The sequence below is a fragment of the Oceanobacillus zhaokaii genome, from assembly GCF_003352005.1.
GTDB classification, from domain to species: Bacteria; Bacillota; Bacilli; order Bacillales; family Amphibacillaceae; genus Oceanobacillus; species Oceanobacillus zhaokaii.
This window is the reverse complement of sequence record NZ_CP024848.1, coordinates 79826-100389: the sequence shown is the minus strand read 5'-3', so window position 1 is coordinate 100389 and position 20564 is coordinate 79826. Positions and strand designations below refer to the sequence as shown.

The following is a 20564-nucleotide window of genomic DNA, read 5'->3' as shown; positions in this document are numbered from 1 at the left end:
TTCCCTCCTATTTCTCTAATTCTAATCGTTCTCGGATGAGTGATGCACGAAGCACATCACGCTCATTAGCTGTTAAGTTTTTCTTAGCAAAATGCTGTAAGAATCCTGGTTGAATAAGTACCATAAGTTCGTTAAGTATATTTCTTGATGTATGTTTAATAATACCTAAATCTATTCCTAATCGCACGTTTGAGATGCATCTAGCTGCCTCTGTTGCATTGATGATGCGACTATATTCTAAAACACCATAAGAACGATAAATACGATCTTCCAGTGTTAATTCAGATTGTTTCATAAGTATGCTGCGAGCGTTTCGTTCATGTCCAATTAATTGATTCACAATACTCTCTAAGTCACTCACAATATCTTCTTCCGATTTACCTAGCGTAATCTGATTGGAAACCTGAAATATATTACCTAACGCTTCACTGCCCTCACCATATATACCTCTTACCACAAAACCTAATTGGTTAATCGCTGGTATGATTCGATTAATCTGCTTCGTCATTGTCAATCCCGGCAAATGCATCATTACAGAGGCGCGTAACCCTGTACCAACATTTGTAGGACAACAAGTTAAATATCCTCGCATTTCATCAAATGCATAGTCAACTTTCTCCTCCAGCCAATCGTCAAAAGCAAATGCATCTTCCAATGCTTTCCCCAATTGTAATCCTGGATAATAGAGTTGAATCCGGAGATGATCTTCTTCATTTATCATTACGGATATTTGCTCATTTTGTGAGATAAGAGCTGCAGCCTCATCACTATACTTTACTAAATGAGGGCTAATTAAGTGCTTCTCGACTAGGACATGCTTCTCAACCCCTGTCAGGTCACTTATTGAAATGAATTCAAATTCTTCATGGTTCTGAAATGATTGATGTTCATATTTTTCTTGGAAAAAATCATGTATCTCTTCTAATTTCCCTTCATCTGCAATTAAGGGGTAGGGTATATCAGCAAAATTTCTCGCTAATCTTATTCGACTGCTTAAGACAATGTCACTTTCCGGACCATCGTCACGCATCCAAGGACTGATGGCTTCATCGATAAAATGCTCTAAGCTCATGACTTGTCACCTGCTTCTGATTTCTTTGAATTACTCTCCAGTCCTTTAATTTTGTCGCGAATAACTGCGGCATCTTCAAATGCTTCTGTTTCAATTAAATGTTGTAACTCCTTTTTATAGCTCTCTATTTGTTTCCTGGTTTGCAGGTCTATCCCTGTTCGTTTTGGAACTTTTCCATTATGCTTTGTGTTCCCTGCATGTGCACGACGGAAAATAGGATCTAACCGAGAAGAGAAGGTGCCATAACAGGATGCACATCCAAATTTTCCAATCTGCTTAAACTGTGAAAATGTCATTCCACAATGGGCACATGCCAAATCCTGTGCTTGTTGCTTGAACGTTTTATTTTCTAAACTATCGATCTTTGATGCATTAAAATTAATTAAATCTGTTAATAAATGATGAAACGAATATGTTTCATCAGGATAGGTTAAATAACCTTTCTCTTTCGCACAGACCTCACAAACATGAATTTCCTTCTTTTTGCCATTAATTACTTGTGTAAAATGAAGTGTGGCTGGTCGTTCTTGGCATTCTTGGCATTCCACTTTGCTTCTCCCCTTTACCAATCTGTATCATTAAGAAAATCTTATACGCTACTAGTATAGTTCGCAAGAATAAACATTCTACATATATTTTAATTGTGTAAGCATAGCGGTTAATATGCGTGCCCGTATTTCATCACGGAGAGGCAGCTTAAACGCGAGTGTAGTTCGATCAATGGCACTAAGCATCAGCTTTGCCTCTCGCTTTGAAATTATTTCTTCTTCTAAAAGTCGCTCAAGTATATCTAATGATGAGCGTTGCGTCACGGTCGGATTTATCAACTGAATGATTTCGTCTATTAAATCTGATTTATCTTGATGTGTTACTCTTATGATTCGAATGTATCCACCACCACCACGCTTACTTTCTACTGTATACCCTTTTTCCACAGTAAAACGCGTATTGATTACATAATTGATTTGGGAAGGTACACATTGAAACAATTCTGCAATTTCACTTCGTTTAATTTCAATCGCATTTTGTCCCTTAGATTGCAATACTTTTTTTAAATACTGTTCAATAACATCTGAAATATTACTCATCTGCCCATCTCCTCTTGTTAGTATGAGTAAGTCTATTATTTATTCCTTTATTTGACTTTGACTATCTTTGACTATATCCTTATTATACGCAATTATGATGGAGATGCAAATAGATTTTATAACCTAGTGTGGACAAAAAAATAAAAACAAAACCCTACATCGTAACTAAAGTAAGGTTTTGTTTTAAAATATGCATTGTTTTATTCATACAGAAGAGTAAAAGACAATCCTTTGTTATTTATCTAGTTCTGAAACATTATTTACAAAATCAATTTTAGAGATTTCATCTAACATAGAGATTCTTTCACTATTCTTTCCATGAATTAATCTAATTTGAATTTTTCTAATGTTACTCTCCATTTTTATTATTTCTATATTTTTTACCGTTTCGCCAAATTTCTCTGCAATAGCGACAACATCTTTAATCTCAAATTCTGGTTCGACAATAATTTCGATAAAACTCGAAACATGTATTCTTGGAAGAATTTTCTCGAAATTATTAAGGAAGATTAAACTGATTAGAATTATCAATGTTGCTAAGGCTGCAGCACCATACATGCCGACTCCTACTACTAGACCAATCCCAGCTACCGTCCAAATGGATGCTGCAGTAGTTAAACCACGAATTGTGCCCCCATATACAATGATAGTTCCAGCCCCTAGAAAACCAATCCCACTTATAACATAAGATGGTATACGTGCTGGATCAAATCGTACATTATCATACGTCTCTATAAATGAAGCAAACCCATATAATGACATTAACATCATTAGACAAGAGCCAACTCCTACTAGAATATGCGTACGAAAACCAGCTGAATGATTATTAAGTTCTCGTTCAAATCCAATTAACCCCGATAATACTAGGGCAATAAGTAAACGAATAATAATAATATGAAAATCATCGCCAAATACTATGTGGAAGAATGTATCCAATTGCTTGCATTCCTTTCTGTTTTATTTAAATCTACTAATGTATTAACAACTATATTTATTTAGGTATATATATGCCTAGAAGTTACAAAGAAGACCAGATAATGACTTAATGATTATCTATTTTATATCATATCTTTCCTATTCTAAATAGTCGACTTTGTCTTGTTTAATAATAATTCCTCTTAATTTATAGCAGGTGATTCGAGTAGAGAATAATCACCCGTATAACATAACCAATTAAAAAAGTCTAAGATACAAGTTTTGTATCTTAGACTTTTAAATTAGCCTGGCGGCGTCCTACTCTTGCAGGGACAAAGTCCCAACTACCATCGGCGCTGAAGAGCTTAACTACTGTGTTCGGGATGGGAACAGGTGTGACCTCTTCGCTATTACTACCAGACATTCCTAAAAAATTAGGACAAGTACTATTATATGCGTTTTAAAGATAAAATGCAAGGTATTTTTTAAATTTATACCTTAAAAACTAAATAAGAGTAATGGTCAACGACAATCAAATAAGAATTTAGTTAAGTCCTCGATCGATTAGTATCCGTAAGCTCCACGTGTCACCACGCTTCCACACCGAACCTATCAACCTCATCGTCTCTGAGGGATCTTACTCACTCGAAGTGATGGGAAGTCTCATCTTGAGGGGGGCTTCATGCTTAGATGCTTTCAGCACTTATCCTTTCCACACGTAGCTACCCAGCGATGCTCCTGGCGGAACAACTGGTACACCAGCGGTGTGTCCATCCCGGTCCTCTCGTACTAAGGACAGCTCCTCTCAAACTTCCAACGCCCACGACGGATAGGGACCGAACTGTCTCACGACGTTCTGAACCCAGCTCGCGTACCGCTTTAATGGGCGAACAGCCCAACCCTTGGGACCGACTACAGCCCCAGGATGCGATGAGCCGACATCGAGGTGCCAAACCTCCCCGTCGATGTGAACTCTTGGGGGAGATAAGCCTGTTATCCCCGGGGTAGCTTTTATCCGTTGAGCGATGGCCCTTCCATGCGGAACCACCGGATCACTAAGCCCGACTTTCGTCCCTGCTCGACTTGTAGGTCTCGCAGTCAAGCTCCCTTCTGCCTTTACACTCTACGAATGATTTCCAACCATTCTGAGGGAACCTTTGGGCGCCTCCGTTACTCTTTGGGAGGCGACCGCCCCAGTCAAACTGCCCGCCTGACACTGTCTCCGAACCGGATCACGGTCCTGGGTTAGAAGGTTCATACAACTAGGGTGGTATCCCACGGGCGCCTCCACGTAAGCTAGCGCTCACGCTTCAACGGCTCCCACCTATCCTGTACAAGCTGCACAAACATTCAATATCAGGCTACAGTAAAGCTCCACGGGGTCTTTCCGTCCTGTCGCGGGTAATGCGCATCTTCACGCATAGTATAATTTCACCGGGTCTCTCGTTGAGACAGTGCCCAAGTCGTTGCACCTTTCGTGCGGGTCGGAACTTACCCGACAAGGAATTTCGCTACCTTAGGACCGTTATAGTTACGGCCGCCGTTTACTGGGGCTTCGGTTCTATGCTTCGCACCGAAGTGCTAACACTTCCCCTTAACCTTCCAGCACCGGGCAGGTGTCAGCCCCTATACTTCGCCTTTCGGCTTCGCAGAGACCTGTGTTTTTGCTAAACAGTCGCTTGGGCCTATTCACTGCGGCTCCATGTTAATGAAGCACCCCTTCTCCCGAAGTTACGGGGTCATTTTGCCGAGTTCCTTAACGAGAGTTCTCCCGCTCACCTTAGGATTCTCTCCTCGCCTACCTGTGTCGGTTTGCGGTACGGGCACCTATGATCTAACTAGAGGCTTTTCTTGGCAGTGTGAAATCAGGAACTTCGGTACTAATTTCCCTCCCCATCACAGCTTGAAATTGTTGAACGGATTTGCCTATCCAACTTTCTCACTGCTTGGGCGCACACATCCATCGGTGCGCATTCCTTATCCTACTGCGTCCCCCCATCGCTCAAACAATCATGAGGTGGTACAGGAATATCAACCTGTTGTCCATCGCCTACGCCTTTCGGCCTCGGCTTAGGTCCCGACTAACCCTGAGAGGACGAGCCTTCCTCAGGAAACCTTAGGCATTCGGTGAAAGAGATTCTCACTCTTTTTTCGCTACTCATACCGGCATTCTCACTTCTAAGCGCTCCACCAGTCCTCACGGTCTGACTTCACAGCACTTAGAACGCTCTCCTACCATTGTTCGAAGAACAATCCGCAGCTTCGGTGATACGTTTAGCCCCGGTACATTTTCGGCGCAGAGTCACTCGACCAGTGAGCTATTACGCACTCTTTAAATGATGGCTGCTTCTGAGCCAACATCCTGGTTGTCTGGGCAACTCCACATCCTTTTCCACTTAACGTATACTTTGGGACCTTAGCTGGCGGTCTGGGCTGTTTCCCTTTCGACTATGAACCTTATCACCCATAGTCTGACTCCCAAGCTGAAGTAATTGGCATTCGGAGTTTGACTGAATTCGGTAACCCGGTGAGGGCCCCTAGTTCAATCAGTGCTCTACCTCCAATACTCAATGCTTGAGGCTAGCCCTAAAGCTATTTCGGAGAGAACCAGCTATCTCCGTGTTCGATTGGCATTTCACCCCTACCCACACCTCATCCCCGCATTTTTCAACATACGTGGGTTCGGGCCTCCAGTCAGTGTTACCTGACCTTCACCCTGGACATGGGTAGATCACACGGTTTCGGGTCTACGACCGCATACTATAAACGCCCTATTCAGACTCGCTTTCGCTGCGGCTCCGTGTCTTCCACTTAACCTTGCATACGATCGTAACTCGCCGGTCCATTCTACAAAAGGTACGCCGTCACCCATTAACGGGCTTCGACTACTTGTAGGCACACGGTTTCAGGTACTATTTCACTCCCCTTCCGGGGTGCTTTTCACCTTTCCCTCACGGTACTGGTTCACTATCGGTCACTAGGGAGTATTTAGCCTTGGGAGATGGTCCTCCCGGATTCCGACGGAATTTCTCGTGTTCCGCCGTACTCAGGATACACTCCGGAGAGAATTCCTTTTCGACTACAGGGCTGTTACCCGCTATGGCTGACCTTTCCAGATCGATTCGTCTAAAGAATTCTTTTGTAACTCCAAAGGAGTGTCCTACAACCCCAGAAAGCAAGCTTTCTGGTTTGGGCTAATTCCGTTTCGCTCGCCGCTACTCAGGAAATCGCATTTGCTTTCTCTTCCTCCGGGTACTGAGATGTTTCAGTTCCCCGGGTCTGCCTCCATTATCCTATGTATTCAGATAATGGTACTGTCCCATTACGAACAGCGGGTTTCCCCATTCGGAAATCCTCGGATCAAAGTTTACGTACAACTCCCCGAGGCATATCGGTGTTAGTCCCGTCCTTCATCGGCTCCTAGTGCCAAGGCATCCACCGTGCGCCCTTATTCACTTAACTAAGTTAGTAAATAAGCGTACTAATTTATTAGCCTTGCTTTAATTTTTAAAATTGATGTCGTTGTTACTCTTATTTAGTTTTCAAGGTACAAAGTATAAAATGAGAGATTTGCTCTCTCAAAACTGAACCAAACAACCATGTATGTCCTTACTATCTTAAAGATAGCGTTCCGAATATTCCTTAGAAAGGAGGTGATCCAGCCGCACCTTCCGATACGGCTACCTTGTTACGACTTCACCCCAATCATTGGTCCCACCTTCGGCGGCTGGCTCCATAAAGGTTACCTCACCGACTTCGGGTGTTACCGACTCTCGTGGTGTGACGGGCGGTGTGTACAAGGCCCGGGAACGTATTCACCGCGGCATGCTGATCCGCGATTACTAGCGATTCCGGCTTCATGTAGGCGAGTTGCAGCCTACAATCCGAACTGAGAATGGTTTTATGGGATTTGCTTGACCTCGCGGTTTTGCAGCCCTTTGTTCCATCCATTGTAGCACGTGTGTAGCCCAGGTCATAAGGGGCATGATGATTTGACGTCATCCCCACCTTCCTCCGGTTTGTCACCGGCAGTCACCTTAGAGTGCCCAACTAAATGCTGGCAACTAAGATCAAGGGTTGCGCTCGTTGCGGGACTTAACCCAACATCTCACGACACGAGCTGACGACAACCATGCACCACCTGTCACTTTTGTCCCCGAAGGGAAATCCCTATCTCTAGGGAGGGCAAAAGGATGTCAAGACCTGGTAAGGTTCTTCGCGTTGCTTCGAATTAAACCACATGCTCCACCGCTTGTGCGGGCCCCCGTCAATTCTTTTGAGTTTCAGCCTTGCGGCCGTACTCCCCAGGCGGAGTGCTTAATGCGTTAACTTCAGCACTAAGGGGCGGAAACCCCCTAACACCTAGCACTCATCGTTTACGGCGTGGACTACCAGGGTATCTAATCCTGTTCGCTCCCCACGCTTTCGCTCCTCAGCGTCAGTTACAGACCAGAGAGTCGCCTTCGCCACTGGTGTTCCTCCACATCTCTACGCATTTCACCGCTACACGTGGAATTCCACTCTCCTCTTCTGTACTCAAGTCCTCCAGTTTCCAATGACCGTTCGTGGTTAAGCCACGAGATTTCACATCAGACTTAAAAGACCGCCTGCGAGCGCTTTACGCCCAATAATTCCGGACAACGCTTGCCACCTACGTATTACCGCGGCTGCTGGCACGTAGTTAGCCGTGGCTTTCTGGTTAGGTACCGTCAAGGCATGATCAGTTACTATCATACTTGTTCTTCCCTAACAACAGAGTTTTACGATCCGAAAACCTTCATCACTCACGCGGCGTTGCTCCGTCAGACTTTCGTCCATTGCGGAAGATTCCCTACTGCTGCCTCCCGTAGGAGTCTGGGCCGTGTCTCAGTCCCAGTGTGGCCGATCACCCTCTCAGGTCGGCTACGCATCGTCGCCTTGGTGAGCCATTACCCCACCAACTAGCTAATGCGCCGCGGGCCCATCTGTAAGTGACAGCTTGCGCCGCCTTTCATCTTCTCACCATGAGGTGAAAAGTGTTATCCGGTATTAGCTCACGTTTCCGCGAGTTATCCCGATCTTACAGGTAGGTTGCCCACGTGTTACTCACCCGTCCGCCGCTCATTCCACAAGCGTCACCCCGAAGGGGTCAACTTGCTTCCTGCGCTCGACTTGCATGTATTAGGCACGCCGCCAGCGTTCGTCCTGAGCCAAGATCAAACTCTCCAATAAAGTGTTTGAAATGAAATTGACACCAATCAATTTCATATAATGTCTTAGCTTTAAGAAGTGTTACCTTCTTGTTTTGTTGAAAAGAAAACACGTTTCTTTTCGTTGACATACTGGTTGTTTTGTTCAGTTTTCAAAGAGCAAATTAAAAGCCGCTTAGAAATGCGACTAAATCAACATGAAATATTGAGTTTAAAAGTCAATTTTATTATTGATTTATGGTGGAGCCTAGCGGGATCGAACCGCTGACCTCCTGCGTGCAAGGCAGGCGCTCTCCCAGCTGAGCTAAGGCCCCGTAATGGAAATAATGGTCGGGAAGACAGGATTCGAACCTGCGACCCCTTGGTCCCAAACCAAGTGCTCTACCAAGCTGAGCTACTTCCCGGAAAATATGGCGCGCCCGAGAGGAGTCGAACCCCTAACCTCTTGATCCGTAGTCAAACGCTCTATCCAATTGAGCTACGGGCGCATATGGTGCCGAGGACCGGAATCGAACCGGTACGGTAGTCACCTACCGCAGGATTTTAAGTCCTGTGCGTCTGCCAGTTCCGCCACCCCGGCAAGGGCTTGGAGCGGAAGACGGGATTCGAACCCGCGACCCCCACCTTGGCAAGGTGGTGTTCTACCACTGAACTACTTCCGCTTAAGGCATATTTAAATGGTGCGGGTGAAGGGACTTGAACCCCCACGTCCGAAGACACTAGATCCTAAGTCTAGCGCGTCTGCCAATTCCGCCACACCCGCAAATAATGGTGAGCCATGAAGGATTCGAACCTTCGACCCTTTGATTAAAAGTCAAATGCTCTACCGACTGAGCTAATGGCTCATACTATTAAGTGCACCATTTTTTCTAAAAGCAATGGTGCCGGCCAGAGGACTTGAACCCCCAACCTACTGATTACAAGTCAGTTGCTCTACCAATTGAGCTAGGCCGGCAAAATGGTGGAGGATGCAGGGCTCGAACCTGCGACCCCCTGCTTGTAAGGCAGGTGCTCTCCCAGCTGAGCTAATCCTCCATTGCATATAACCGCCTGGCGGCGTCCTACTCTTGCAGGGACAAAGTCCCAACTACCATCGGCGCTGAAGAGCTTAACTACTGTGTTCGGGATGGGAACAGGTGTGACCTCTTCGCTATTACTACCAGACATTCCTAAAAAATTAGGACAAGTACTATTATATGCGTTTTAAAGATAAAATGCAAGGTATTTTTTAAATTTATACCTTAAAAACTAAATAAGAGTAATGGTCAACGACAATCAAATAAGAATTTAGTTAAGTCCTCGATCGATTAGTATCCGTAAGCTCCACGTGTCACCACGCTTCCACACCGAACCTATCAACCTCATCGTCTCTGAGGGATCTTACTCACTCGAAGTGATGGGAAGTCTCATCTTGAGGGGGGCTTCATGCTTAGATGCTTTCAGCACTTATCCTTTCCACACGTAGCTACCCAGCGATGCTCCTGGCGGAACAACTGGTACACCAGCGGTGTGTCCATCCCGGTCCTCTCGTACTAAGGACAGCTCCTCTCAAACTTCCAACGCCCACGACGGATAGGGACCGAACTGTCTCACGACGTTCTGAACCCAGCTCGCGTACCGCTTTAATGGGCGAACAGCCCAACCCTTGGGACCGACTACAGCCCCAGGATGCGATGAGCCGACATCGAGGTGCCAAACCTCCCCGTCGATGTGAACTCTTGGGGGAGATAAGCCTGTTATCCCCGGGGTAGCTTTTATCCGTTGAGCGATGGCCCTTCCATGCGGAACCACCGGATCACTAAGCCCGACTTTCGTCCCTGCTCGACTTGTAGGTCTCGCAGTCAAGCTCCCTTCTGCCTTTACACTCTACGAATGATTTCCAACCATTCTGAGGGAACCTTTGGGCGCCTCCGTTACTCTTTGGGAGGCGACCGCCCCAGTCAAACTGCCCGCCTGACACTGTCTCCGAACCGGATCACGGTCCTGGGTTAGAAGGTTCATACAACTAGGGTGGTATCCCACGGGCGCCTCCACGTAAGCTAGCGCTCACGCTTCAACGGCTCCCACCTATCCTGTACAAGCTGCACAAACATTCAATATCAGGCTACAGTAAAGCTCCACGGGGTCTTTCCGTCCTGTCGCGGGTAATGCGCATCTTCACGCATAGTATAATTTCACCGGGTCTCTCGTTGAGACAGTGCCCAAGTCGTTGCACCTTTCGTGCGGGTCGGAACTTACCCGACAAGGAATTTCGCTACCTTAGGACCGTTATAGTTACGGCCGCCGTTTACTGGGGCTTCGGTTCTATGCTTCGCACCGAAGTGCTAACACTTCCCCTTAACCTTCCAGCACCGGGCAGGTGTCAGCCCCTATACTTCGCCTTTCGGCTTCGCAGAGACCTGTGTTTTTGCTAAACAGTCGCTTGGGCCTATTCACTGCGGCTCCATGTTAATGAAGCACCCCTTCTCCCGAAGTTACGGGGTCATTTTGCCGAGTTCCTTAACGAGAGTTCTCCCGCTCACCTTAGGATTCTCTCCTCGCCTACCTGTGTCGGTTTGCGGTACGGGCACCTATGATCTAACTAGAGGCTTTTCTTGGCAGTGTGAAATCAGGAACTTCGGTACTAATTTCCCTCCCCATCACAGCTTGAAATTGTTGAACGGATTTGCCTATCCAACTTTCTCACTGCTTGGGCGCACACATCCATCGGTGCGCATTCCTTATCCTACTGCGTCCCCCCATCGCTCAAACAATCATGAGGTGGTACAGGAATATCAACCTGTTGTCCATCGCCTACGCCTTTCGGCCTCGGCTTAGGTCCCGACTAACCCTGAGAGGACGAGCCTTCCTCAGGAAACCTTAGGCATTCGGTGAAAGAGATTCTCACTCTTTTTTCGCTACTCATACCGGCATTCTCACTTCTAAGCGCTCCACCAGTCCTCACGGTCTGACTTCACAGCACTTAGAACGCTCTCCTACCATTGTTCGAAGAACAATCCGCAGCTTCGGTGATACGTTTAGCCCCGGTACATTTTCGGCGCAGAGTCACTCGACCAGTGAGCTATTACGCACTCTTTAAATGATGGCTGCTTCTGAGCCAACATCCTGGTTGTCTGGGCAACTCCACATCCTTTTCCACTTAACGTATACTTTGGGACCTTAGCTGGCGGTCTGGGCTGTTTCCCTTTCGACTATGAACCTTATCACCCATAGTCTGACTCCCAAGCTGAAGTAATTGGCATTCGGAGTTTGACTGAATTCGGTAACCCGGTGAGGGCCCCTAGTTCAATCAGTGCTCTACCTCCAATACTCAATGCTTGAGGCTAGCCCTAAAGCTATTTCGGAGAGAACCAGCTATCTCCGTGTTCGATTGGCATTTCACCCCTACCCACACCTCATCCCCGCATTTTTCAACATACGTGGGTTCGGGCCTCCAGTCAGTGTTACCTGACCTTCACCCTGGACATGGGTAGATCACACGGTTTCGGGTCTACGACCGCATACTATAAACGCCCTATTCAGACTCGCTTTCGCTGCGGCTCCGTGTCTTCCACTTAACCTTGCATACGATCGTAACTCGCCGGTCCATTCTACAAAAGGTACGCCGTCACCCATTAACGGGCTTCGACTACTTGTAGGCACACGGTTTCAGGTACTATTTCACTCCCCTTCCGGGGTGCTTTTCACCTTTCCCTCACGGTACTGGTTCACTATCGGTCACTAGGGAGTATTTAGCCTTGGGAGATGGTCCTCCCGGATTCCGACGGAATTTCTCGTGTTCCGCCGTACTCAGGATACACTCCGGAGAGAATTCCTTTTCGACTACAGGGCTGTTACCCGCTATGGCTGACCTTTCCAGATCGATTCGTCTAAAGAATTCTTTTGTAACTCCAAAGGAGTGTCCTACAACCCCAGAAAGCAAGCTTTCTGGTTTGGGCTAATTCCGTTTCGCTCGCCGCTACTCAGGAAATCGCATTTGCTTTCTCTTCCTCCGGGTACTGAGATGTTTCAGTTCCCCGGGTCTGCCTCCATTATCCTATGTATTCAGATAATGGTACTGTCCCATTACGAACAGCGGGTTTCCCCATTCGGAAATCCTCGGATCAAAGTTTACGTACAACTCCCCGAGGCATATCGGTGTTAGTCCCGTCCTTCATCGGCTCCTAGTGCCAAGGCATCCACCGTGCGCCCTTATTCACTTAACTAAGTTAGTAAATAAGCGTACTAATTTATTAGCCTTGCTTTAATTTTTAAAATTGATGTCGTTGTTACTCTTATTTAGTTTTCAAGGTACAAAGTATAAAATGAGAGATTTGCTCTCTCAAAACTGAACCAAACAACCATGTATGTCCTTACTATCTTAAAGATAGCGTTCCGAATATTCCTTAGAAAGGAGGTGATCCAGCCGCACCTTCCGATACGGCTACCTTGTTACGACTTCACCCCAATCATTGGTCCCACCTTCGGCGGCTGGCTCCATAAAGGTTACCTCACCGACTTCGGGTGTTACCGACTCTCGTGGTGTGACGGGCGGTGTGTACAAGGCCCGGGAACGTATTCACCGCGGCATGCTGATCCGCGATTACTAGCGATTCCGGCTTCATGTAGGCGAGTTGCAGCCTACAATCCGAACTGAGAATGGTTTTATGGGATTTGCTTGACCTCGCGGTTTTGCAGCCCTTTGTTCCATCCATTGTAGCACGTGTGTAGCCCAGGTCATAAGGGGCATGATGATTTGACGTCATCCCCACCTTCCTCCGGTTTGTCACCGGCAGTCACCTTAGAGTGCCCAACTAAATGCTGGCAACTAAGATCAAGGGTTGCGCTCGTTGCGGGACTTAACCCAACATCTCACGACACGAGCTGACGACAACCATGCACCACCTGTCACTTTTGTCCCCGAAGGGAAATCCCTATCTCTAGGGAGGGCAAAAGGATGTCAAGACCTGGTAAGGTTCTTCGCGTTGCTTCGAATTAAACCACATGCTCCACCGCTTGTGCGGGCCCCCGTCAATTCTTTTGAGTTTCAGCCTTGCGGCCGTACTCCCCAGGCGGAGTGCTTAATGCGTTAACTTCAGCACTAAGGGGCGGAAACCCCCTAACACCTAGCACTCATCGTTTACGGCGTGGACTACCAGGGTATCTAATCCTGTTCGCTCCCCACGCTTTCGCTCCTCAGCGTCAGTTACAGACCAGAGAGTCGCCTTCGCCACTGGTGTTCCTCCACATCTCTACGCATTTCACCGCTACACGTGGAATTCCACTCTCCTCTTCTGTACTCAAGTCCTCCAGTTTCCAATGACCGTTCGTGGTTAAGCCACGAGATTTCACATCAGACTTAAAAGACCGCCTGCGAGCGCTTTACGCCCAATAATTCCGGACAACGCTTGCCACCTACGTATTACCGCGGCTGCTGGCACGTAGTTAGCCGTGGCTTTCTGGTTAGGTACCGTCAAGGCATGATCAGTTACTATCATACTTGTTCTTCCCTAACAACAGAGTTTTACGATCCGAAAACCTTCATCACTCACGCGGCGTTGCTCCGTCAGACTTTCGTCCATTGCGGAAGATTCCCTACTGCTGCCTCCCGTAGGAGTCTGGGCCGTGTCTCAGTCCCAGTGTGGCCGATCACCCTCTCAGGTCGGCTACGCATCGTCGCCTTGGTGAGCCATTACCCCACCAACTAGCTAATGCGCCGCGGGCCCATCTGTAAGTGACAGCTTGCGCCGCCTTTCATCTTCTCACCATGAGGTGAAAAGTATTATCCGGTATTAGCTCACGTTTCCGCGAGTTATCCCGATCTTACAGGTAGGTTGCCCACGTGTTACTCACCCGTCCGCCGCTCATTCCACAAGCGTCACCCCGAAGGGGTCAACTTGCTTCCTGCGCTCGACTTGCATGTATTAGGCACGCCGCCAGCGTTCGTCCTGAGCCAAGATCAAACTCTCCAATAAAGTGTTTGAAATGAAATTGACACCAATCAATTCCATATAATGTCTTAGCTTTAAGAAGTGTTACCTTCTTGTTTTATTGAAAAGAAAACAAGTTTCTTTTCGTTGACATACTGGTTGTTTTGTTCAGTTTTCAAAGAGCAAATGTTGTTGCCGATTCGTAAATCAGCGACTTTATTAATATAACACATCTCACTATCTAAGTCAACAGTTTTTTAAAGCTATTTTTTACAAACATGTTTTCTTTTTCTGTGAGCTTGTCGCTTTTTGTAGAAGCAACGTTTATAAATTTACCATGTTTGTTGTTGAAAAGCAAGTGGAATTTTACAGTAAAACACAAAAAAGATATATTCCATTTATTTAGATAATTGACGAAGTCTTATAACCCTTATTTTATAAAGGTTTAATGCTACGTCCAACTAGATATATCCCATATAAAACCTGTATAATTGCAACTAAATGTGACTCCTTCTATCTTATAACTATCTTTAGGGTTGATAATAATTACTGAGTAATATATAGAATACCCTGTTTTCTACTAATAAAAACATATACCTTCACAAAACAACCTTTAAGCTATTCACTGCTTTCGTCCACTCATTACAGGCAATTGGTTTACATAGACAGAAATATAGTCCGTTCCTAGGTAATTAAAAAGACTCTAAAATGGGATTCATTCAATCGAATCATCATTTTAAAGTCTTTCACTAACTTATCTATTATTTATTACGCATTTGTGGGAAAAGCAGTACATCACGAATCGATGGTGCATTCGTTAATAACATAACAAGACGGTCGATCCCAATACCTAGTCCGCCTGTCGGTGGCATACCATACTCAAGTGCTTCCAGAAAATCTTCATCCATTAAATGGGCTTCGTCATTTCCAGCTTCTCTTTCCTGTACTTGTGCTTCGAAGCGTGCACGCTGATCAATCGGATCATTTAATTCACTAAATGCGTTCGCATGTTCGCGACCTACAATAAATAGTTCGAACCGATCAGTAAAGCGCTCGTCCTCTGGATTTTTCTTTGCAAGTGGTGAGATATCTACTGGGTGACCATAAATGAATGTCGGTTGAATTAACGTTTCTTCTACTTTTTGTTCAAAGAATTCATTTACTACATGACCAAAGGACATCGTGTCTTTTATTTCTACACCATGTTCTTTTGCTAATTTACGTGCTTCTTCGTCGCTCATCTGCTGCCAGAAGTCTACACCTGTTTGTTCTTTAACAGCATCAACCATATGGAGTCTTGTCCATTTCGGCTCAAGGTCAATCTCATTATCTCCATAAGCAATCTTAGTCGAACCAAGTACTTCTTTTGCAACATGGGCAACTAGATTCTCTGTTAATTCCATAATATCATTGTAATCTGCATATGCTTCATATAATTCGATCATCGTAAACTCAGGGTTATGTCTTGTTGATATCCCTTCATTACGGAATACACGGCCAATTTCATAAACCTTCTCTAGTCCACCTACAACTAACCGTTTTAAATGTAATTCAATCGCAATTCGCATATATAGCTCAATGTCTAATGCATTATGGTGCGTAATAAATGGACGTGCAGCAGCTCCGCCTGGAATGCTATGAAGCATTGGCGTCTCTACTTCTAAATAGCCATGTCCATTTAAATATTCTCTAATCGATTGAATGATTTTACTACGCAGAATGAACGTCTTTTGACTATCTGCATTCGTAATTAAGTCTAAATACCGTTGACGGTAGCGTTGCTCAACATCCTTCAAACCATGATATTTCTCAGGCAATGGGCGAAGTGATTTCGTTAGAAGCTGGAATTTCTCCGCTTTAATAGATAACTCCCCTGTATTTGTACGGAATATCGCACCAGTGACCCCAACAATATCGCCTAAATCGATTGTATTGAATACCTCATAAGCTTCTTCGCCAATTTCATCTTTTCTTACATAGATTTGGATTTGACCACTTAAATCTTGAACATGCGCGAATCCTGCTTTCCCTTTTCCGCGTTTGGTCATAATTCTTCCAGCAATCGTAGCTTTCTCAGCCTTTTCTTCCAGTTCTTCCTTAGAAAGCAATTCATTTTCCTCAATAATTTCGTTAGCTAGATGGGTTCTGATAAATTTCTCACCAAATGGATCGATCCCTTTTTCTCTGTATACATTTAATTTATCGCGCCGTACGAGCATTTGCTCATTTAATTCCTCTGACACAGCCATCACTCCAGTCATTAATATAGATATAAGTATATAAGAAACTATAAGAAACTCAACATTCTTTGATGTATTAGGCTACACGGGTGTATATTCGAAACTCACTTGGACAGTTTAAACCAAACGTATAACCTATACCTGCATTTTTCGCACATCGTTTATATCAGCCTTAGGAAGTGCATGAATCAATTCCTGTGGACGTTTATCCAAAACAGGAATAAGATAGTCTGCTGCAATTTCCTTTAAAGGTATAAGCACAAACGCTCGCTCCTGCATACGTGGATGAGGAATAATCAATCTTTCTATTTTACTATTTTCTTGATTAAAGGTCAAAATGTCAAGGTCTATTGTTCGTGGTCCAAATCGAATGTCTCTTTTTCGTCCTAAATTTAACTCCACTTGCTGGCAGTAATCAAGTAATTCCATTGAGGTAAGCCTCGTTTCCACTTCAATCACCATATTTAAAAAATCGGCTTGATCCTTATATCCTACAGGTACAGTTTCATATATCGATGATTCTTGCTTAATCTCAATTGCTTGATGATCTTCCAATGCACGTAATGCATCATGGAGGTAATCCAGTCTTGGTTCAATGTTGGTTCCTAACGCCAAATATGCCTTATTCATATGGTTCTCTCCCGATATATTTCTACAGCCACTGACTCATAATGCCCGACAATTGGCGGGTTCGGCTTTTCTACTCTCACCTTACAAGCTGTTAATAGTTCAAAGGAGGATAGCAGCTGGTCGGCGATACGCTCTGCTACCGCCTCGATCAAATTTAGGGCGCTACCTTCCACAATACGCTTGACCTGTTCATACGCCTCGCTGTAGTGAACAGAGTCGTTCATATCATCTGATTGTCCTGCGTCTTTTAAATCTAGGAAAAGTTCAACATTAACATTAAATCGTTGTCCTAATCGGTTTTCCTCTGGAAGTAACCCGTGAAATCCATAAAATTGCATGTTATTTAATAGAATTTTATCCAATATGAACGCCACCTTTACCGAGCATTGCATCCATCATTGTTGCTAATTCCTTATTCACTTTTACGTTATGAACACGGACAATATGCGCTCCCTTAACAATTCCTAGACATGTCGTTGCTCCTGTTCCATTATCTCTTTCTTGTGGCGGGAGATCCAATACATGTCCAATAAATCGTTTCCTTGATGTAGCTAATAAAAATGGATAGCCCATCGCCACAAATTGTTCCAGATTATTCATCACAGCTAAGTTCTCTTTTGCCGATTTCGCAAATCCAACACCAGGGTCTAGAATTATATTCTCCTTAGGAACACCTGCACGGATCGCAATATCAATACTCTCCTGCAATTCGTTTTTCATATCGGCAATAAGCGATGTGTAATTTTCATCCGTTCGATTATGCATTAAGATAATTGGCACATTGTATTTTGCCGCAACGTCCGCAATTGCAGGTTCCAGCTTAGCTCCCCAAATATCGTTAATAATATCGGCACCAGCTTCAACGGCATGTTTTGCAGTCTCTGCTTTAAATGTATCAATTGAAATCGGAATGTCGAATCTTTTTTTCACCGCTTCAATAATTGGCACGACACGCGAGATCTCCTCTTCAGCATCTACAGGTCGGTGTCCCGGTCTTGTCGATTCACCACCAATATCAATGATATCCGCACCTTGCTGCACCATCAACTCTGCTTGTGCCACCGCTTTTTCAATCGTTGTATAGCTTCCCCCATCAGAGAATGAGTCAGGAGTAACATTTAAAATTCCCATAATATGAGTACGTTTTGTTAAATCAAGTGTATGGTTTGCTGTTTTTAAGATCATCTGCCTATCCTACCTTCTTCCGTCAATATCTTTCTCTATCGTACCATATATGAGGAAGCTTCATCCAGTCGTGATTTGCTACAGACCCACCGCTGTGAAAATACAACTCGCTTTCCGCGAGCGGCTGCTGATCCTCTCTTGTCCTGCTTGGGAAGACGTCGCGGGAGACTTTCCACAACAAAATCAACATAGCATTAATATCGCGTTTTATAAGATCGCAACAACCAACAATACGAGAAGAATCGTATTTAGCAAAAAAAGGATTAGCATCTTCCTCGATGCTAATCCTTTCTCTAATTACTCGTTATCTTCATCAAATTGATATAAAGCAGTTGATAAGTATCTTTCCCCGTTATCTGGAAGAATTGCTAATACCTTTTTCCCTTTTCCTAATTGTTTAGCAACCTTAAGTGCTGCTGCTACCGCTGCACCTGATGAAATTCCTCCAAGAATTCCGTTCGTTGTTGCAACTTTTCGAGACGTCTCAAATGCTTCATCATTTTCTATTGTAATGACCTCATCGTAAAGGTTTGTATCTAGAATCTTAGGAACAAATCCCGCCCCGATTCCTTGAATCTTGTGTGGACTTGGAGAACCACCAGATAAAACAGGTGAAGCTGAAGGTTCTACTGCATAAAGTTTGATTCCCTCAAACTGCTCTTTAAGCACTTGGCCTGCACCGGTAATCGTTCCACCAGTTCCAATACCAGAAACAAAAGCATCTAAGCCTTCCTTCATTTGTTCCGCAATTTCTTTACCAGTTGTACGAGCATGCACTTCTACGTTTGCCTCATTTTCAAATTGCTGTGGCATAAAATAGCCATTTTCTTCTTTCAGTGCCTCTGCTTTTGTAATTGCACCTTTCATTCCGTCTGCACCAGGAGTCAGCACAAGCTCAGCGCCATATGCACGAAGAAGATTACGACGTTCTTTACTCATTGTATCAGGCATAACAAGTACTGCTTTATAGCCTTTAGCTGCAGCAACCATCGCTAGACCAATCCCTGTGTTTCCACTTGTTGGCTCGATAATTGTATCTCCTGCTTTTAAAATCCCCTCTTCTTCAGCCGCTTCGACCATTGCCATTGCAATACGGTCCTTCACAGAACTTCCAGGGTTAAAGAACTCTAATTTTGCGTATACATCTGCACTATTTTCATCCGTAAGATTATTCAGTTTGACGATTGGTGTTTCACCTATTAATCCGATTATTGAATCTGAAACTCTCATACAATCCCCTCCAAATCCTAGTATCTATATATGATTAATTTATAGTCTTTTCAAATAATTGTCAAGCTTTTACAAGTGCACGTCTATTTGGCTAAAGAAAAAGATGGCCGATTATCATTACACCTTTCTTATTCTCCCTATTCCAGAAAAAGCATGACAAGTATAGTCTATTCACTCCTATACTTGTCATGCTTTCCTTTATCTTAATCTTCGTATAGCCATTCAATCTTCAGTTTATCCCACAAGGAATTAGCCGAAAGTGATTGTTGTGATTGCTGCAGAGCAAGTTCACTTTTAACATATGGCTTAATCTCATCATACGTAAATTCTACACTAGGAAGTTTCCGGTGTAAGTAAATAATTGCTACACCAGTATCCACTTGAAATGGTTCACTGTAAGTCTCTTCTTCCATCTTTTTGGCTACTTCCTCATAGCCTGCAGGGAAAAATTGACTTGATGTTGTAATGAACCCTAGGTATCCCCCGTCATTCTTTGATTCTTCATCAATCGAATATTCCTGAGCTAATAATGGGAATGCTGCACCTTGATCCAGCTCATTCTTCACCTTTTCAGCAGTATCGATATTATCCACGATAATATGAGATACTTGCATGGAAGCGGAGAAGTTATATTGATTCTCATATTCATCGTAATGAGCCTTAATGGACTCTTCAGGAATATCGATATCCATCGTTAATAATTGTTCCAATTGGTATCGGTAAGTAATATCACGTTTCCACTTTTCTTCATTTGTCGCTATCTCTTCCTCTGTCAGAACACCTTGCATCGATGTTAAAAATGCTAACTCACGCTCAATAACCTTTTCATCAACTTCGATATTGTTTTCCTTTGCCAGTTGTTCAACGACAGAACGATCAATCATTTTTTTTAATTGGTTTTCACCAAAGTCATTGGTTAGGGCACTTATCCATTGGTTATACGTGATCTTTTCGTTACCAACCTTTGCAACGTCGCCCCTTTTTTCTACTTCTTTTCCAGTATTATCATTAATGACGACCTTCTCATCTTGGCTCCAAAATAGCAATGTAGCAATATTGGTGATTAGAAGGACGACAATAATACCTAATAGTAACTTTTTTGACAT

Annotated in this window: 10 protein-coding genes, 9 tRNA genes and 6 rRNA genes; all 25 read right to left on the bottom strand. The window is 44.4% G+C overall.

Going from position 1 to position 20564, the window contains the following annotated elements:
- Positions 1-7 precede the first annotated feature (7 nt).
- On the bottom strand, positions 8-1072 hold the full coding sequence (gene mcsB / locus CUC15_RS00525) for a protein-arginine kinase McsB (protein WP_114914866.1): 1065 nt from the start codon (positions 1070-1072) through the stop codon (positions 8-10).
- The gene (gene mcsA, locus CUC15_RS00520) at positions 1069-1620 is read right to left on the bottom strand and encodes a protein-arginine kinase activator protein McsA (RefSeq protein ID WP_114914865.1); all 552 of its coding nucleotides are present in this window, start codon (positions 1618-1620) and stop codon (positions 1069-1071) included. The genes mcsB and mcsA overlap by 4 nt, the downstream gene beginning before the upstream one ends.
- Before the next feature lie 78 nt (positions 1621-1698).
- Positions 1699-2160, bottom strand: a complete 462-nt coding sequence (locus CUC15_RS00515) for a CtsR family transcriptional regulator (RefSeq protein WP_114914864.1) — start codon at positions 2158-2160, stop codon at positions 1699-1701.
- A gap of 234 nt (positions 2161-2394) precedes the next feature.
- Positions 2395-3096 carry an MgtC/SapB family protein gene (locus CUC15_RS00510; RefSeq protein WP_242985912.1) on the bottom strand — a complete coding sequence of 234 codons (702 nt, stop codon included), beginning with the start codon at positions 3094-3096 and terminating at the stop codon, positions 2395-2397.
- A gap of 284 nt (positions 3097-3380) precedes the next feature.
- Positions 3381-3496 (bottom strand): 5S ribosomal RNA (gene rrf / locus CUC15_RS00505).
- Between the two features lie 123 nt (positions 3497-3619).
- A 23S ribosomal RNA gene (locus CUC15_RS00500) occupies positions 3620-6537 on the bottom strand.
- 184 nt (positions 6538-6721) lie between these two features.
- A 16S ribosomal RNA gene (locus tag CUC15_RS00495) occupies positions 6722-8286 on the bottom strand.
- Positions 8287-8502: 216 nt separating this feature from the next.
- Positions 8503-8578: transfer RNA gene (locus CUC15_RS00490), tRNA-Ala, on the bottom strand.
- 13 nt (positions 8579-8591) lie between these two features.
- A tRNA-Pro gene (locus CUC15_RS00485) sits at positions 8592-8668 on the bottom strand.
- Positions 8669-8675: 7 nt separating this feature from the next.
- Positions 8676-8752: transfer RNA gene (locus CUC15_RS00480), tRNA-Arg, on the bottom strand.
- A gap of 3 nt (positions 8753-8755) precedes the next feature.
- Positions 8756-8844: transfer RNA gene (locus CUC15_RS00475), tRNA-Leu, on the bottom strand.
- A gap of 7 nt (positions 8845-8851) precedes the next feature.
- A tRNA-Gly gene (locus tag CUC15_RS00470) sits at positions 8852-8926 on the bottom strand.
- Between the two features lie 16 nt (positions 8927-8942).
- Positions 8943-9027 (bottom strand) — tRNA-Leu (locus CUC15_RS00465).
- A gap of 6 nt (positions 9028-9033) precedes the next feature.
- Positions 9034-9109 (bottom strand) — tRNA-Lys (locus tag CUC15_RS00460).
- 34 nt (positions 9110-9143) lie between these two features.
- Positions 9144-9219, bottom strand: a tRNA-Thr gene (locus CUC15_RS00455).
- A 4-nt stretch (positions 9220-9223) separates the two neighbouring features.
- Positions 9224-9299, bottom strand: a tRNA-Val gene (locus CUC15_RS00450).
- Positions 9300-9312: 13 nt separating this feature from the next.
- Positions 9313-9428: ribosomal RNA gene (gene rrf / locus CUC15_RS00445) — 5S ribosomal RNA — on the bottom strand.
- 123 nt (positions 9429-9551) lie between these two features.
- Positions 9552-12469, bottom strand: a 23S ribosomal RNA gene (locus CUC15_RS00440).
- Between the two features lie 184 nt (positions 12470-12653).
- Positions 12654-14218: ribosomal RNA gene (locus CUC15_RS00435) — 16S ribosomal RNA — on the bottom strand.
- The 16S, 23S and 5S rRNA genes sit together here with 9 tRNA genes alongside, the layout of an rRNA operon.
- Before the next feature lie 716 nt (positions 14219-14934).
- Positions 14935-16434, bottom strand: coding sequence for a lysine--tRNA ligase (gene lysS, locus CUC15_RS00430; protein ID WP_205317637.1), 1500 nt, complete (start codon positions 16432-16434; stop codon positions 14935-14937).
- Between the two features lie 114 nt (positions 16435-16548).
- Entirely contained in the window at positions 16549-17043 is a 495-nt protein-coding gene (folK, locus tag CUC15_RS00425; protein ID WP_114914862.1) for a 2-amino-4-hydroxy-6-hydroxymethyldihydropteridine diphosphokinase, read from the bottom strand.
- A complete protein-coding gene (gene folB / locus CUC15_RS00420) occupies positions 17040-17405 on the bottom strand; it encodes a dihydroneopterin aldolase (protein ID WP_114914861.1) in 366 nt (121 codons plus the stop codon). The genes folK and folB overlap by 4 nt, the downstream gene beginning before the upstream one ends.
- The gene (gene folP / locus CUC15_RS00415; protein ID WP_114914860.1) at positions 17398-18228 is read right to left on the bottom strand and encodes a dihydropteroate synthase; all 831 of its coding nucleotides are present in this window, start codon (positions 18226-18228) and stop codon (positions 17398-17400) included. Before folP ends, folB begins: the two co-directional genes overlap by 8 nt.
- 297 nt (positions 18229-18525) lie before the next feature.
- A complete protein-coding gene (cysK, locus tag CUC15_RS00410; RefSeq protein WP_114914859.1) occupies positions 18526-19458 on the bottom strand; it encodes a cysteine synthase A in 933 nt (310 codons plus the stop codon).
- Positions 19459-19661: 203 nt separating this feature from the next.
- Positions 19662-20564 carry a peptidylprolyl isomerase gene (locus tag CUC15_RS00405; RefSeq protein ID WP_114914858.1) on the bottom strand — a complete coding sequence of 301 codons (903 nt, stop codon included), beginning with the start codon at positions 20562-20564 and terminating at the stop codon, positions 19662-19664.

What these genes read in the sequence shown, in the direction of transcription:
- cysK (WP_114914859.1), bottom strand. Translation starts at nt 19,458, where the DNA reads ATGAGAGTTTCAGATTCAATAATCGGATTAATAGGTGAAACACCAATC.
- folK (WP_114914862.1), bottom strand. Translation starts at nt 17,043, where the DNA reads ATGAATAAGGCATATTTGGCGTTAGGAACCAACATTGAACCAAGACTG.
- CUC15_RS00405 (WP_114914858.1), bottom strand. Translation starts at nt 20,564, where the DNA reads ATGTCAAAAAAGTTACTATTAGGTATTATTGTCGTCCTTCTAATCACC.
- CUC15_RS00515 (WP_114914864.1), bottom strand. Translation starts at nt 2,160, where the DNA reads ATGAGTAATATTTCAGATGTTATTGAACAGTATTTAAAAAAAGTATTG.
- lysS (WP_205317637.1), bottom strand. Translation starts at nt 16,434, where the DNA reads ATGACTGGAGTGATGGCTGTGTCAGAGGAATTAAATGAGCAAATGCTC.
- mcsB (WP_114914866.1), bottom strand. Translation starts at nt 1,072, where the DNA reads ATGAGCTTAGAGCATTTTATCGATGAAGCCATCAGTCCTTGGATGCGT.
- folP (WP_114914860.1), bottom strand. Translation starts at nt 18,228, where the DNA reads ATGATCTTAAAAACAGCAAACCATACACTTGATTTAACAAAACGTACT.